The organism is Microcystis panniformis FACHB-1757, from assembly GCF_001264245.1.
GTDB lineage: Bacteria > Cyanobacteriota > Cyanobacteriia > Cyanobacteriales > Microcystaceae > Microcystis > Microcystis panniformis.
The window spans coordinates 2740825-2755699 of the sequence record NZ_CP011339.1 but is presented as its reverse complement, the minus strand read 5'-3'; the positions used below and the strand labels follow the sequence as shown (position 1 = coordinate 2755699).

At 41.5% G+C, this 14875-nt stretch carries 9 protein-coding genes and 7 pseudogenes; 8 read left to right on the top strand and 8 right to left on the bottom strand.

Features of this window, described 5'->3' with window-relative positions; translation table 11 throughout:
- Nucleotides 1-64: 64 nt before the first annotated feature.
- From VL20_RS13210 to VL20_RS13190, 5 genes and pseudogenes are all read right to left on the bottom strand, one after another.
- Complete coding sequence (locus VL20_RS13210) at nucleotides 65-595, bottom strand: chemotaxis protein CheW (protein WP_002757615.1); 531 nt, start codon at nucleotides 593-595, stop codon at nucleotides 65-67.
- 91 nt (nucleotides 596-686) lie between these two features.
- The gene (locus VL20_RS13205) at nucleotides 687-1052 is read right to left on the bottom strand and encodes a response regulator (RefSeq protein WP_002785387.1); all 366 of its coding nucleotides are present in this window, start codon (nucleotides 1050-1052) and stop codon (nucleotides 687-689) included.
- Nucleotides 1053-1468: 416 nt separating this feature from the next.
- Nucleotides 1469-2117 (bottom strand): annotated as a pseudogene (locus tag VL20_RS28620) (RNA-guided endonuclease InsQ/TnpB family protein); the annotation flags it as partial.
- A gap of 737 nt (nucleotides 2118-2854) precedes the next feature.
- Nucleotides 2855-3165: pseudogene (locus VL20_RS13195) on the bottom strand (helix-turn-helix domain-containing protein); the annotation flags it as partial.
- Between the two features lie 349 nt (nucleotides 3166-3514).
- On the bottom strand, nucleotides 3515-4702 hold the full coding sequence (locus tag VL20_RS13190; protein ID WP_052276769.1) for an RNA-guided endonuclease InsQ/TnpB family protein: 1188 nt from the start codon (nucleotides 4700-4702) through the stop codon (nucleotides 3515-3517).
- Nucleotides 4703-5490: 788 nt separating this feature from the next.
- Between VL20_RS13190 and hmpF the strand changes: the two genes are divergently transcribed.
- From hmpF to VL20_RS13175, 3 genes are all read left to right on the top strand, one after another.
- Nucleotides 5491-7131, top strand: coding sequence for a pilus motility taxis protein HmpF (hmpF, locus tag VL20_RS13185; protein ID WP_052276768.1), 1641 nt, complete (start codon nucleotides 5491-5493; stop codon nucleotides 7129-7131).
- 421 nt (nucleotides 7132-7552) lie between these two features.
- Nucleotides 7553-7777 (top strand): hypothetical protein, encoded by a 225-nt coding sequence (locus tag VL20_RS13180; protein ID WP_002757610.1) that lies wholly within the window; start codon nucleotides 7553-7555, stop codon nucleotides 7775-7777.
- A gap of 269 nt (nucleotides 7778-8046) precedes the next feature.
- Nucleotides 8047-8856, top strand: coding sequence for a squalene/phytoene synthase family protein (locus tag VL20_RS13175; RefSeq protein WP_052276767.1), 810 nt, complete (start codon nucleotides 8047-8049; stop codon nucleotides 8854-8856).
- Nucleotides 8857-8912: 56 nt separating this feature from the next.
- On the opposite strand, the pseudogene VL20_RS13170 reads toward VL20_RS13175, so the two are convergent.
- Nucleotides 8913-9245: pseudogene (locus VL20_RS13170) on the bottom strand (zinc ribbon domain-containing protein); the annotation flags it as partial.
- Between the two features lie 227 nt (nucleotides 9246-9472).
- Between VL20_RS13170 and VL20_RS28585 the strand changes: the two are divergent.
- A pseudogene (locus VL20_RS28585) lies at nucleotides 9473-10312 on the top strand (IS30-like element ISMae39 family transposase); the annotation flags it as partial.
- A 47-nt stretch (nucleotides 10313-10359) separates the two neighbouring features.
- Here the strand turns inward: VL20_RS28585 and VL20_RS28580 are convergent.
- Nucleotides 10360-11080, bottom strand: a pseudogene (locus VL20_RS28580) (IS1 family transposase); the annotation flags it as partial.
- 190 nt (nucleotides 11081-11270) lie between these two features.
- On the opposite strand from VL20_RS28580, the pseudogene VL20_RS34075 reads away from it, so the two are divergent.
- The 4 genes and pseudogenes from VL20_RS34075 to VL20_RS28575 form a co-directional block, all read left to right on the top strand.
- A pseudogene (locus VL20_RS34075) lies at nucleotides 11271-11405 on the top strand (IS30 family transposase); the annotation flags it as partial.
- 258 nt (nucleotides 11406-11663) lie between these two features.
- Complete coding sequence (locus tag VL20_RS13145) at nucleotides 11664-12470, top strand: FkbM family methyltransferase (RefSeq protein WP_052276764.1); 807 nt, start codon at nucleotides 11664-11666, stop codon at nucleotides 12468-12470.
- Nucleotides 12471-12867: 397 nt separating this feature from the next.
- Nucleotides 12868-14082, top strand: a complete 1215-nt coding sequence (locus tag VL20_RS13140) for an ISL3 family transposase (RefSeq protein ID WP_052276763.1) — start codon at nucleotides 12868-12870, stop codon at nucleotides 14080-14082.
- Nucleotides 14083-14098: 16 nt separating this feature from the next.
- Nucleotides 14099-14221, top strand: a pseudogene (locus VL20_RS28575) (transposase); the annotation flags it as partial.
- Nucleotides 14222-14385: 164 nt separating this feature from the next.
- Here VL20_RS28575 and petD read toward each other — a convergent pair.
- The gene (petD, locus tag VL20_RS13135) at nucleotides 14386-14868 is read right to left on the bottom strand and encodes a cytochrome b6-f complex subunit IV (RefSeq protein ID WP_004267928.1); all 483 of its coding nucleotides are present in this window, start codon (nucleotides 14866-14868) and stop codon (nucleotides 14386-14388) included.
- Between the last annotated feature and the right edge of the window lie 7 nt (nucleotides 14869-14875).

The window sequence follows — 14875 nt, the reverse complement described above, 5'->3', positions numbered from 1 at the left end:
TGAAGTAGTTAGTAGTTTCAAGAAAGAATTCCTATAAATCCTATTCTGCTATTTTTTTCAGGTTTTAAGCCGCCCAACGGGCAGAACGGAGTATGGCCAGATGATCGAGTAGTCCTAAGGTTTTTTTTGATTCTTGGCCCAGAATCCACTCCCCCTGCACATAGGGGGCGATCTGAGCGGGAATACTGGCGGCACTACCTAGTTTATCTGGGTCGAGCCATTCCATATCTCCCAAACGTTCCACCGCTAAACCGAGGATCGTTTCCTCTTCTTTGAGCGCAATTATGGGAATTTCGGCTCGATCGGTGTTTAAGCGGCTGCTATCCCCCAAAAATTGCCCGAGATCCGCCACCCAGATCACTTGACCCCGGAGATTGATCGTGCCGAGAAGCAAGGGTGAAGCATTGGGAATGGGGGTAATCCGATCGAGTGGTTGCTGTATTACCTCGCCAATGCCCACGGCACTAAGGGCAAACTCCTCCTGAGAGGGCAGATAAAATCGCAAGTACAGTTCACCGACGGGAGTTTCTAATTCCTGATTGTCGGGGGCGATATCTTGAGCGTTACCAGTAAAAAAATCGGCGTTGTTAAGCATGAGTTTAGTTCTCTTGCAACTAATAATTCGGGCGGCGTTTTTAGCTGTCTTGACCTATACCATAGATACACTGTCTCTGGTGAGGGCGATTTTATCGGCGCAACAGTTGTTTAATGGTATAAATGAACTCAATCGGTTCAAAGGGCTTGACAATGTAGGCATCGGCTCCGATTTTCATGGCCCAATAGCGATCAAAGACTTCCCCTTTCAAGGAACAAATGACCACCGGGACATTTTTGGTTTTTGGATCCGACTTGAGACGACGACACACCTCATAACCATTCATGCGGGGCATGACGATATCGAGGAGGACGAGATCGGGATTGGCTCTCTGAATATGTTCGAGGGCTTCTACCCCATCCGTGGCGATCGTGACCTTGATGCCGCTATTGCGGAGTAGATCACAGATCAGTTCCCGTTGCGTTTGGCTGTCTTCTACCAGCAAGATTTCGCTCATAACTCCCTACCTAGCTCGGCTGCCAAGAACAACAATGGCAAAAGATGCCCGATAATAGTCCCCTTTGACCGGATGCTCGGAAATTGCTCTCATTTTTGCCTCCAACGCAATCTGAAATTTATCAGGGGTTTCCCTCTAAACAAGGACTTGATTCACCCTTTCGGGTTTCATCTCTATAGTTCCCAATTCTACCGGTGAACTACTCTCAAGGTGGTTGAGAGCTTCCTATTTCACGGGGGATTCCCTCAAGACGGACTTACGCCCAGCTTTTGGTCTTACATCCCCTCTATAGGCAGTATCGCGCTTTTCCTAACGATAAGTACCTAAGCAAAATTAATTACACATTTCGATAAAGCTTTTGCCTCTTGCCTATTGCCTCTTGCCTGTCTTCACTAGGAAATTTATTTTGCATGACTACTTAATATCCCTAAGGCTTCATTTCTGATATTTATCGCCGCATTTATGTCCCGGTCATGGGTTGTTTTACAATGCACACAAGTCCAATTTCTAACCTCAAGCGGCAAACTACCCACTTGATTTAGACAGACATTACAAGTTTTAGAACTAGGAAAAACCTATCAACTTCGGTATAAGTTTTTCCTTGCCATTCTGCCTTGTATTTAAGCATTGTACAAAACATTCCCCAACCACAATCACTAATAGCCTTAGCTAAATTATGATTGCATACCATGCCTTTGACATTGAGATTTTCTACCGCAATAACTTGGGTTTCGTTAACTATCTGACGGGATAGTTTGTGCAGAAAATCCTCACGACATCTTGAGATTTTAGAGTGAACTTTAGCTACTTTACCTCTAGCTTTTTGACGGTTGTTACTTCCTTTCTTTTTACGCAATAGCTTTTGTTGTTTCCTTTTTAGGTTACGTTGATGTTTGGCTAAATGTCTAGGATTATCATATTTACTGCCATTGCTGGTAATAGCAAAATGATTCAGTCCTAAATCAATTCCTATGGCTTTACCTTCTATCCCCCCGTCTTCGTCACCACCCTTATCAAGGGGGGCAGGAGGGATTGTCCATCATCAACTAAAATAGAAGCGTAGTAAGTACCTAGGCAAAATTATTTACACATGACGATCATTGCCCCGTAAGGGTTTTAGCTCGATCGGGCAGGTAATTAATTTTGCATGACTACTTATTTACCGTCTGGGTTTTTTGAGATAGTAACAGTTTTAATTGTTCCTGCAAATTCCCAGTGACGAACACAATAAACCAATCCAATTTTAGGAAGCTTTAGATCTGACAGGGGGACAAGAAGGCTGAAATCCATATAGCATAAGCTTTTCATGGTTTTAGCTCGAAAAAGTTCGCCGCACCATCTCTCACTTATTAAGTACCTAGGCAAAATTATTTACACATGACGATCATTGCCCCGTAAGGGTTTTAGCTCGATCGGGCAGGTAATTAATTTTGCATGACTACTTAGGGTTTGCTGAATAAATATGAAATGTAGGCGAGGTAAGGACTTTAGGGCCTTTCTCGCAAAACCTTGCACCTGTTTTGCGAGAATCGTGGTTCAAAACCTTGCCTCTTCATCAGCGATCCCATCCTGTAGGGGCGAAGCATTCGGATAGGAAATCTAAGGTTTCAGCGATAGGTTATTGCCCGAATGCTTCGCCCCTACTTTTTCAGCAAACCCTACTTAATAATAATTCCTAGTAAGCTCGCTCCTATCCCTAATTCTTTCGTTAGCTTTTTGCCTAGAATCGCTAGATCTATTTCTAGTGAGAGAAGCTCGAAGCCTGTGTGAGCAAAGCTTCTAGCTCGCTTGTCCCCCTGTCAGTAATCTCCCTCAAATTTAATATTAGCTGGATAGCTAATTGATTGTTTACCATGTTTAGATTTGAATCTTGGTAGTCTAGCTCGTTTCTCAAAGAAATTTTGATAAGCTTGCGATAAGTTCAAAGCAACAAGCTGTAAACACTGGGAATAAGCATCTGTCAACCACTCATATTCTTTTTTGAGACTAGGCAATAGTCCTTGAATATAGTTTCGTGTCAGTCCTTTTCCTCTGGTTTTATAGGTTTCTTGGCATAAATTCAGGGAAAATTCCCAAACCAACGACCACAGCCAAAGCTTTTTGCTAAGGCTATTTCTTGCTCGGTAAGTACCTAGGCAAAATTATTTACACATGACGATCATTGCCCCGTAAGGGTTTTAGCTCGATCGGGCAGGTAATTAATTTTGCATGACTACTTATTAGGCTTAAGTCTGAATTTGTACGCTTTGTACATAAGAATTATCAAGAAACTATAACTATGATATAGCGTTTCCCAATCTCATGAGGTACACCAAAATCTTAACTCCTGACTCCTCAAAACCTAAGACTCTGTACCTCACAACTATAGAAGTTGCTATAACATAGTTGTTGAGGAATTGTCTATATGCTGGTCAGCATTCTTGACATCCTCACCGCCGTAAACGGACGGTGATTCCCAAACCTCACGATTTAGGTTTCTGCTTCTTTCCCTTGCGGGGTTCCGCACCTGCCTGAACAGATTTACTCTGTTCTGGTCTTATGGTCGCTCTACAGACTGACACCGCAAGCCCTGCGGCCAAAATATTTTTACTCGCGTTAATATCTCGGTCATGGTGAGTCCCACAGTCTGGACAATCCCACTCTCGAATATTTAACGGCATTTTTTCAGCAATATACCCGCAATTACTACACCTTTTAGAGCTAGGAAACCATCTATCTATTTCGATGTAATTTCTCCCATACCAACGGCATTTATAGGCTAATTGTCTAGTGATTTCTCCCCAGCTTACATCACATATTGCCTGAGATAATTTCGGGTTTTTGACCAGATTCTTGACGGCTAAATTCTCAACCACAATCGTTTGGTTTTCACGAACTAATTGAGTGGTTAGCTTATGTAAATGGTCTTTTCTGCTATCGGTGATTTGAGCGTGAATCCTTGCTACTTTGATTCTTGCCTTTTCCCGATTTTTTGACCCTTTCTGTTTTCTAGAAAGACTTTTCGATGCTCTTCGCAGTCTCCGATAATGCTTTTTAAAATGCTTGGGATTAGATACTTTGTCACCATCGCTGGTAATCACAAGGCTACTAATTCCTAAGTCAATTCCAATGGCTTTATCTGTTACTGGTAAAGGCTTAATCGTTGGGTCATCAAATCTAATTGAGATATGCCAACGTCCAGAAGGATGTAATCTGACTGTTACTGTGCTTGGTTCACAGCTTTCTGGGATTTGTCTTGACCATCGAATAGGTAAGGGTTCTGTGCATTTAGCTAAATAGATTTGTTTGTCTTTGAACTTAAAAGCAGATTTGGTAAATTCGGCACTTCCTCCTTGATGTTTTTTCTTAAAGCTAGGATACTTAGTACGACCAGCAAAGAAATTAGTGAAAGCTGTTTGTAAATGTCTTAACCCTTGTTGTAAAGGTACACAGCTAACTTCGTTTAAAAACTCTAATTCTTCTTGTTTTTTCCAATCGGTTAGCATTGAAGAAGTTTCAGTATATCCTACTCTTTCTTGTCTTTCGTACCATGCTTGTGTTCTGAGATGGAGTGCCTTATTGTAAACCAATCTTACACAGCCCAAAGTGCGCCGCAATAGCGACTCTTGTTCGGGTGTTGGGTAAAATCGAAACGAATAGGCTTTTTCCATACCTCACATTCTAACACATATTTTGTAAATGCGCTAAGATTTAACAGCAAAGCCAACCTAAAACGGCGGGGTTTCAGACCCAAAATTTCCGATGAGGTGAACCCTGGGGCGAATTGCTTCGCCCCTTTAAAAGCGCCGTCCCATTGCGCTAAGCGCGAGGGATGAATGCTGACATTCAGTTAAATCCTGTTTAATAAGGTATGGGGGTACTGCGGAGTGCTGGAGCTGCGGAGCGCCAGAGAAACAATCCATCGCTGGTGATCTAGAGATGATGCCCAATCCCGTCCCACTCCCTCTTGATGAGAAACGCTCTCTTCCCTCCTCTTGTCACTAATAATAAATCTGATAAGCTAATTATGTAACATATTTTTCAGTAAGCTTTACGGTTCTTCTGGTTTCTGTGTGGAAACGAGGTCTATACTGATAGTTTCTTCTTTCAAAATAGTCCTAAAAGTCTTGCCCAGTAAACATTTAACCTTACATAAGCAAAAATTATCACACAAAGTCGAGAAGAGCGGCTTTACTGCATTTAAGAGATTGACTACCGAATTTTTTGAGATCAAGATAGTACATCGGAACTGAAAAATCATCAAAAATTTTCCAGTCGGTAAGGAGAAGAATTGAGAACAAATGTATGGATAAAAAAGAAAAACTCGAATGATAGAAATTAAAAAATTTTTGGGATCGGATGGTTACACACCAAACCATAGACGGGCCGCTCCTAGCCTTGATTGCCAACGCTCTCTAAAATCGATGACAAAGACTTTTATTATAGAGGACGACTACTCGTGCTATACCTTGCAGAAGTAAAAAAACAGACTAGAGGTTTTATCGGCGGTTACAAAACCGAATTGAAACTATTGGCCTGTCAGCATAAGGATCAGACGTGGAGTGCCATACCAGGGGAAGATATCCTAACCTACGACGAAACTAACTCCCTGGGTGAAGGTGCGCTTCTCTTGGTAAATTTGAGCAATAATCGTCAACTACAAGGAAACCCGGAATTAGCGGGAGCGGAGATGGTGCGGCAACTGCAAAAGATTTCCCGTTTGATGGAGCGCAGCAAGAAAGATCAAGAGAAAATCGAGCAGTGGAAACAATCCCTCACCTATCAAAGCGAGATTCTCAACCGCCAGAAAATGGAAATGGAGACAAGAATCGAGCAAATTGAACAAATAGAGGCAGAATTAGAGTATTTAGAGCGCAAAAGACAAGAACTGGAAACCCTAAAACAACAATTAAACGAGCAACAGCGACACCTGGAAGAAGGACAAATAAATTGTAACTCCTACCCCAATCTTTCCCCAGAACAACAACAATTTATTCGCTCTCTAGCGGAGCGTTTAGCTGCTCATCATGATCGGGGCAATTCTCCCTCACAAATTCTCCATTCCACTCTTGAATCTGTGCAGGAACAACAGACAATTTTAAATAGTTGTTGGCAGAGTTTAGAGGGGCAGAAAAAAGCTGTAGAAAATCGTCAGGTCGCCAACGATGAAATGCTCGATTATCTAGAAAAAAGAGCTAGGGAATTACAGACGAGTCGCAGGGCTTTGGAAACAGCTAAAATAGAATTACAAATACAAGAAACTGTTCTGAGTCAAAAACAGAAATTATTCGAGCACCTTAACCTCACCCTACAAACCACTGATTCTACTCGACAAATGCTCCTTCGTCTCCTCGGAGGGGAAGAACTAGGTTTTGATGGTAAAATCGATCTAGAAGCTCTTGAACAAATGCCTTTAGAAGAATTGGAGAGCTTAGTTAAGAACTTACAAACAGACCTCAAGCGCTGGGAAATTTTTGTCAACGACCAAGAGGAAGAATTAACTCTCCAATGCCAAACCGTGGAAGAATTAGAAGCAAGAATGGCTACAATAGATCAATCTGAGCGAGCTAATTTAGAATCCGAATTAGCCGAGGAACAGGAAAAAAAAGGAATGCTGGCGGCAACTTTAGTCGGACAAAGACGTAATCTCCAAGAAAGGCAAGCTATTAGCTCTCAACATCTGAAAATTCTGCAACGGAGACAGGGGATTTTATCCTCAGAAGATACTCAAAAATCTGGCTTTGAACCATTGTTAATGCTGTTGGCCGATAATTATCAAAATAGTCTCCAAGAAAGTCAACGTTTAGCAGCAGAAATCAAGGGACTACAAGAGGATTTACAAAAAAGCAGCGATAGTATTGACGGTCAATGGTCGGATTTAGAGCAAAAAACTCGTGAATTTGAAGAACAGGAGCGACAATGGCGCGATACTAATCTGGCATTATTGCGTTTAAAAACTCAGGTACAACAGTACGAAACTTTCCTGCAACCTGTGCAGGATCAACTCGATCAAATCCGTCAAAAACTAGAAACTATCTCCCAGTGGTTGATGCCTATGGAATCTAATGGTAGTGCCTATCATTACGCCATTAACAGTTAGGCTTAATTAGAGCTTGCTGAACAAATAATACAGGGCAATCCTGACAAAGATTTCGGCGTTTTTGCTGATAACTTTTATAGCTTTTTATCTATTAATACCAAATCCTGTTTAAAAAGTATAGGATCGCGGGGAGCAGGGAGCGTGGAGAAACAATCCATAACTTGAGAGTTAATCACACTGTTAAAAACGGATTTGGTATCAGATGGTTATGGGACAATCCGATCGAGAAATAATGATTTTAGCGGCTTTGGCCTCCCTCTTAGCGGTGGTGGCGGAAGTGGCGATCGCTTTTTAGATAAAAAAAACTGATTTATGAGGTTAAAGTCGGGCAAAATTGGCAATCAATGCCGAGGAAAGATATCGATAGAATGCTTGTGACAGGGGCAGCAATTGCGATCGCCTCAATCAGCGAAATTAAAGCATGAGTATTAGTGTAACGGGTCAGGTAAAAAGAATCGAAATAGGCACGGGAACTTGGGCATTAATTGCCGATAACGGTCAAACCTACGAATTAATAGACCCTCCCGCCGAATTAACCCAAAAAAAGGCAAAAGTGACAGTTATAGGTCAAATTCGCTCAGATGTGATGACCCTGGCCATGATCGGGCCAGTTTTACAAGTGATCTCCTTTCAATCCCTGCCATGAAGCCAAAAAATACTGCTTAAAAAAGGGTAAAATCGTTTTTTTAAGCCTGTAATCTCGAACAATTGCCGTAATTGTCCCTCAGCTATCCCAGAAAGAAAAATTGTCAAGAATACCCTAGAGGTTGATTTTTTCGAGAATAATCTCGAAATTTTGGATAATAATACTACAATAGACAGCAACTTTGTCTTAGGAACATCGGAATAACCTAAACCGATCTGTCTGATTGGTTTAACTCGTAGTTACCTAAGTTGGCGTGAGGAGAGGACTGAATGAATTTGCGCGATAATGCTTTAACGATTCTGCAAGAAACGAGTCGAACTTTTTATATTCCCATAAGTCGTTTACCAGATCGTCTGCTCGAGGCAGTAGCCTCAGCTTATCTCTGTATGAGGGCGATCGATGAAGTAGAAGACCATCCCGACCTAGATAACTTCAGTAAAGCCCAGATATTAAGACAAATTAGCCTGAATTTACAAGCAGGTACTGAAAATTCTACCAAAGAGGATTTTACTTTTGGCTTAGTCCATCGGGAGATTTTGCCAGAAGTAACCCTGAGAATTGGCGAATGGGCCCTGTTAGCACCGGATTCGATCGCCCCGCGGGTTTGGGATGCCACGGCGGCCATGGCCGATCGCATGGCCTACTGGGCTGGGAATAACTGGGATATTCGCACAGAAATAGAATTAGATCAATATACCTTTAGTGTGGCCGGTGCCGTGGGTTTATTGCTGTCTGACCTCTGGAATTGGTACGATGGCACCGAAACTAATCGCAGTTATGCCATCGGTTTTGGTCGGGGTTTACAAGCGGTTAATATTGCCCGCAACCATGGCGAGGATCTGCGCCGGGGGGTAAGTTTTCTGCCCCAGGGTTGGACAATTAGTGATATTCATAATTATGCCCGTCGTAATCTGAAATTAGCCGATTATTACACTCAATCGCTGCCGAAAGGGCCGGCCCTTGATTTTTGTAAGATTCCCCTCGCTTTAGCCCATGGCACTCTCGAAGTTCTAGCTTTAGGTAAGGAAAAACTCAGCCGCAGCGATGTTATCGCTTTGGTACAACAAATTACCCGTTGACTCTCCCCCGCTAACCGCTCGCGCGCTGTAGCGGGGGATTCTCGGTTCTTAGGCTTTTAACTAGATCGACTTGGTTTAACCCGGTCGATCCCTGTCAGACCGCCTCCGCAAGCGTTTTCTAACACGGTCAGCCCGACCGCGTTTTTTCCTCGGTTCTCGATTACCTTCGCTGATGCCGTGTCTCTTGGTTCAATGTGGCCGCAAGAATCACACCAGTAAACTCTTTCGGATAACGACTTTTTACTAGTGAAAGCACCACAATTAGGACACTCTTGCGAAGTTCCGTTTTTATCGACCTTAAGATAATATTTCCCCCGTTTCCAAACAACAAATGGTAGTATCTCGTTAATAAAACTACCGATGCCCGAATCCAGAGATTGTTTTCTATCGCTCTTCTGGAACTCTGGCAAAAATCTTACAGTCTCTAAACTCTAGCTCTCTTATGGGGTAAGCCTTCAAGCTATCGCTAACTAACAGAAACCCGAAATTTGAGTTTCGCCAATTCAAAAATGAAACGCATCAACCTCAAGAGTTGACAAAGAAAGGCTCATCAGGTACTGTCTGATCATTAACAAAAACAAATCAGACCCAAAAACGAAGCCCCCAACATCTTAACATAGAACAAAGAAACTTGCTCTACCAACTTAGTCAGGAGGGAAATTTATCTCAACGGCAAATGGCCGTCTGGCTCGGATGTCATCAAAGCACAATATCACGGGAATTAAAAAGGAATCAAAGTTCCCTTGGCTGCTATCTACCTGACACAGCACAAGCTCAAAGCGAGACAAGGCGAAAAAATGCCAAACAACCCTTTAAAAATGTCAGCGAGTCAGCCTTAGAGTTGGTGAAAAAAGGATTGAAAGATTATCATAGCCCCGAACAAATAGCAGGTCGTCTGAAAAAAGCCAGTCAAGAATCTCTCAGTCACGAAACCATCTATCAAATGATCTATCAGAACTATCACGGATGTGGAGAGTACCGGAAATATTTACGCCGGGGGCTTTGTCAAAGAAAGAGTCGAGGCGGAGCAAAAAGTAAGCGTGGAGGGATTCCAGGGCGTGTAGATATCAGCGAGCGACCAGTAATTGCTGACCAGAAAACTGAAATCGGTCATTGGGAAAGTGACACAATGATTGGAGGCAATCATCTAGGAGTTCTCGTTACTCATGTAGACAAAGCCTCGAAATTTTTAGTAGCAGGATTAGCCAAAAACAAAACCGCATCGGAAATCAATAGAGTCACAGAAAAACTTTTTCAAGAGATTCACCCTGACCAAAGAAAAACCTTTACTTGTGACAACGGCAAAGAATTTTGTGGACATCAAGAGTTGAGTCAGAAACTAGGAGCAGATTTTTATTTTGCTACTCCTTATCATTCGTGGGAGAGGGGATTAAACGAGCATACTAATGGACTATTAAGACAATTTTTTCCCAAGGGAACGAATTTTAAAATTGTGGTGGTGATTCGGTAGTAGTGATGGCGGCTTAATCCTTTGCTTTGCTGTGCATTGTAGTCATGGATAAAATACCAAACAGCCCCAACGTGATTCTCCATTTTTTTAGAGAAAGATAGACTCTCTCTCACCAGCCGAGAAATCCTTTGTCGAAAGGTATTATTTAATCTTTCAATATGATTAGTTTGACCAGTTTCTTGACCAACTGGTCGATGACGTTTACTGGGAATTACTGTCTTATATGACTCCCAAAAGTCTGTGTAAGCAACTGCACATTGTCGGTAAACGCCTGGTAAACTAGCCCAAAGTTTTTTGGCTGATTGACGACTCCTATCTCCGCGCATAGCAACCAATAATTTCTCTTGTATTTCTATCAATTGCCAGCCAAATATAGACTTTTATCGTCTTAGAAAAAACCAAAGACCACATTTCATCACATTCTATAACCAATTTACCTTTTGGTTTGTCCGAAACCTTTATTTGACGGGGAACAGCCGCCAGTTTATTGTTGACATAATTTTGTTACCATGACCAACTTACCCCTGTTACTCTAGCAATTCCTCGTCAGGAAATTCGTTCGAGCAGGAGTTTATCAATTAATTGTTTGGTTTCGTCAGAGACGGTTTTATTAGTGGGATTGATCACAAACTGGCGACCGCAATCTTTACACTGACGTTTCGGCTTGCCATTATGTGTAGAACCATTTTTGATGGTATGATAAGAACCACATTTAGGACAACAAGATGTTGAAGTTTGTGAATCTTTTGTCAGAAGACAATGTTCTAAATCTTCATCGTAATTTAACCAAAGTTTAATTATCCAAGAGAAGATATTGATAAAAATAGCAATCATAAAAAGCAAATCCCCAACATTTATCAAGCAATTATTTTTATTAGTAAATATTCTACACGACTCAGTCCAGATAAGCAAGATGGCTTACCACTACTACCGAATCACTACCAAAATTGTTAAGCCAGAGCAGGTGGAAATAGCCGTAAACTTGATTAACAATCGTCCTCGAAAATGTCTTGACTATCAGACCCCCAATGAGGTATTCTATAAAGGTAGATCAGATAGTGATGCAATTCAGACTTGAATTGGCCTTTTTATTAGAAAAAAAGTTAGCGATCACTTGTCAACCAAGAGTTTCAGAATCTGGATTCGGTTAGGGATTTCCGAAAGTCCCAGAAGAGCGCTAGAGCTAGTTCATTTGAGTCGTAAATCAAAACCCCCTGAAAGCCTTGTCCAGTAAGGGTACTATTCTACAATTCATTTGGGATTGCTATACACTGGCAAAACCTAATACTGGCACAACCTAAGTCTTGTCTCCAGGCGACCACGGAGAAAATCATCAATGAAAGAACTAATTATTCGGTTATTTCCAAACTCTATGCTTCAAGCAATACAAGACCTTTTGTATCGCCGAAAGCAGCTGTTTTCTAGTCCTTTGATTACCAAATATCCTGGGGATGACGCCTCTGTACTGCAGTGTTGTATTGCTTACAATAAATATGGTGGTTACTGTCTACCTTGGTCCTCAGTCCATAGACCAGCTGCCCAAACAATTCTGTCTGGTGAGGTCTGGGAACCGAAGACGATTGAAATTATTACTAAAAATTGTGGAACTGGCGATATAATCCATGCTGGGACATATTTTGGCGATTTTTTACCCGCCATTTCTCGGGCTTGTTCTTCTCATGCTAAAGTCTGGGCTTTTGAACCACACCCAGAAAATTATCGTTGTTCTGTCATCACAATTAATATTAATAGACTTGATAATGTGGAGATAGCTAATGCTGGCCTAGGTTTCCAAGAAGGTTCTATGTCAATGTTGATTACTGACCGAATTGGCCGAGCCCTTGGCGGGGGGAGTAAACTAATTAAATCGGATAGTCAATCTCAAGGACAAAGTGTTAGGGTTAAAGTCCTGAGAATAGACGATGTTATTTCTTCCGATAGGAACATATCAATCATACAGTTAGATGTAGAAGGTTTTGAACAACAAGCACTAGCAGGGGCGATGGAAACTATTAGACGGTGTAAACCAATGTTGATTTTGGAGAGTCTCCCAGATGAAGATTGGTTATCCGCGAACCTTTTTACTCTTGGGTATAAGGTCAAGGGAAAGGTTCATATCAACTCAGTTCTCTCAGTTGCTTAGGTAAGTACCTAAGCAAAATTAATTAGGCTCTTCGTTACTTGTTATGGTTCGATAGGGGGCATAAATCGACTAAATCCTTATCTGGCAAGAGACTTAATTGATTAGTTCGCTCTAGATCAAAAATAATTGACAAAAATCGCTAAATGCCTTTCTATATAAGGGTTACATCCCTTATAACCCCCGTCCATTGCATAACACAAACCGAAGAGCCGTATTGGCTCTTCGGGAATTGTTATGCAAATAATTAACTTAAAATAAAATTCGATGAGAGCGCCTACGCTCAAAAGTAGCTGAAATCCATACAGGGAAGGACTTAAGGCACAAACAGGTTAATACCAAAAGATAGACAATTGAGTTAAGATTTGATATAATAGCCAAAAACGAGATTATTTTACTTATGATACTTGACAAATTTTTGAACCTAAAAGGAACCTGTATTCAAGGCTATCTACACCTAGAAAATATCGGTATAGTTTGCCGAATCGAATCGAAAAATCAAAAAGCAACCTGTCCTCGTTGTGGGTTAGAGAGCGATAAACTCCACCAAAATCATCGACATTTAGTCAAAGATTTACCAATCTCAGGACAACCAGTGTACCTACAGGTTAATCGTCGTCAATTTAAGTGCGATAATTGTCAGAAACCCTTTAGCGAAGAGTTAGATTTTGTCGCCAAGAAACGAACCTATACGAAAAGACTAGCCGAGAATATACTCGAACAATTAAAAGAAGGAGATATTTTAAATGTTAGTCGAAGAAATGACGTAACGGAAGAAGAGATTCAAAGAATGATAGAGGACATAGCTGAAGAAATTACAGAGACAGACCTATCGAAATTAAAAAGACTAGGAATTGACGAAATCGCTCTAGTCAAAGGACAAAAAAATTACTGTGCGGTTTTAGTAAATTTAGATACGGGAAAACTAATAGCTATTCTAGAGAAGCGAACACAAGAAGAATTGAGGGAAACGCTTACAGGGTGGGGAAAAGAGGTGTTAGAGCAAATTGAAGAAGTCAGCATAGACCTTTGGTTGCCCTATAAAAATTTGGTGAAAGAATTGATGCCATCGGCCGAGGTAGTCGCCGATAGATTCCATGTAATGAAACAAATTAATCAAGAGTTAGACGAACAAAGAAAAGCAGAAAAAAGAGCCGTAGAAGCGCAGAAAAATAAAAAACAGAAAGCGGAAAAAGAAGCGAAGCTAGAAGTTTTAAAGCGAAGTAAATATAGCTTGTTAAAAAATGAAAAAGATTTAACGGAAACTCAAAAAATCAAACTAGAAGCTATCAAAGAAAATTTCCCAAATTTGAAAAAGATGCACGAGTTAAAGGAAGAATTTAGAAAGATTTATGAAACCTCAGAGAATTCGACAGAGGGAATGCTATCCATCTCGGAATGGTTGGCAAAATCCTCCAGTGTTTTTACCAAGAGTTGTCAAACAATCCGAAACTGGTTTGGAGAAATAATTAGTTATTTCGAGCGAAGGACAACGAATGGGGTGGTCGAGGGAATCAACAATAAACTTAAACTAATAAAACGGAGAGGCTATGGCTTTAGAAACTTTCGGAATTTTTGGGTTAGAAGTATGTTATCTTGGCATCTTGTATGTTGATTTAGCATAAAGGGTAACGAAGAGCCATTTTTGGACGGGGGCTTATTTTGTGGCTAGTTGTGGCGGCGTTACCGTCGAACAACTAAAAAAATACGTCGAGAACCAAAACTCCCCGAAAGTGGAAACGCTACCGCGTTAGTTTCATTCTGGTGGCGATTCATATCCCGTTAAACCGCGTAGCGGTTTAACGGGAGTCCTGTCGCTCCATTGAGATAGGAGAAATCAAAATTAAAATTGCCCACGATCGCTCTTCCAAAGTCAGGAATCACAAGCGTGGGCAAAAAACCGGTGAAGTTCAGTAACTTAGAACAAACCGAGAGTTAAAGATGTATCGATGGGGAAAGTGGCACCAATACCTAACCAAATCGTGACCACAGTACCAAATAGGAAGATAGCGGTAGCGACGGGACGACGGAAGGGATTTTGGAATTTATTGACGCTTTCAATAAAAGGAACTAACATCAAGCCTAGGGGAACGCCAGCCATGCAAGCGATACCTAGGAGTTTGTTAGGAAGAATGCGGAGAATTTGGAAAACGGGATAAAGATACCACTCTGGCAGAATTTCTAAGGGAGTAGCGAAAGGATCGGCAGGTTCACCAATCATGGTGGGATCCATAATCGCTAAACCGGTGCAGAGTCCGATCGTACCGAAGATAACCACCGGGAAGACATAGAGCAGATCGTTGGGCCAAGCGGGTTCACCGTAGTAGTTGTGACCCATACCTTTAGCCAACTTAGCGCGGAGAGCGGGATCGCTGAGATCGGGCTTTTTTAATGTGGACATGGATAAT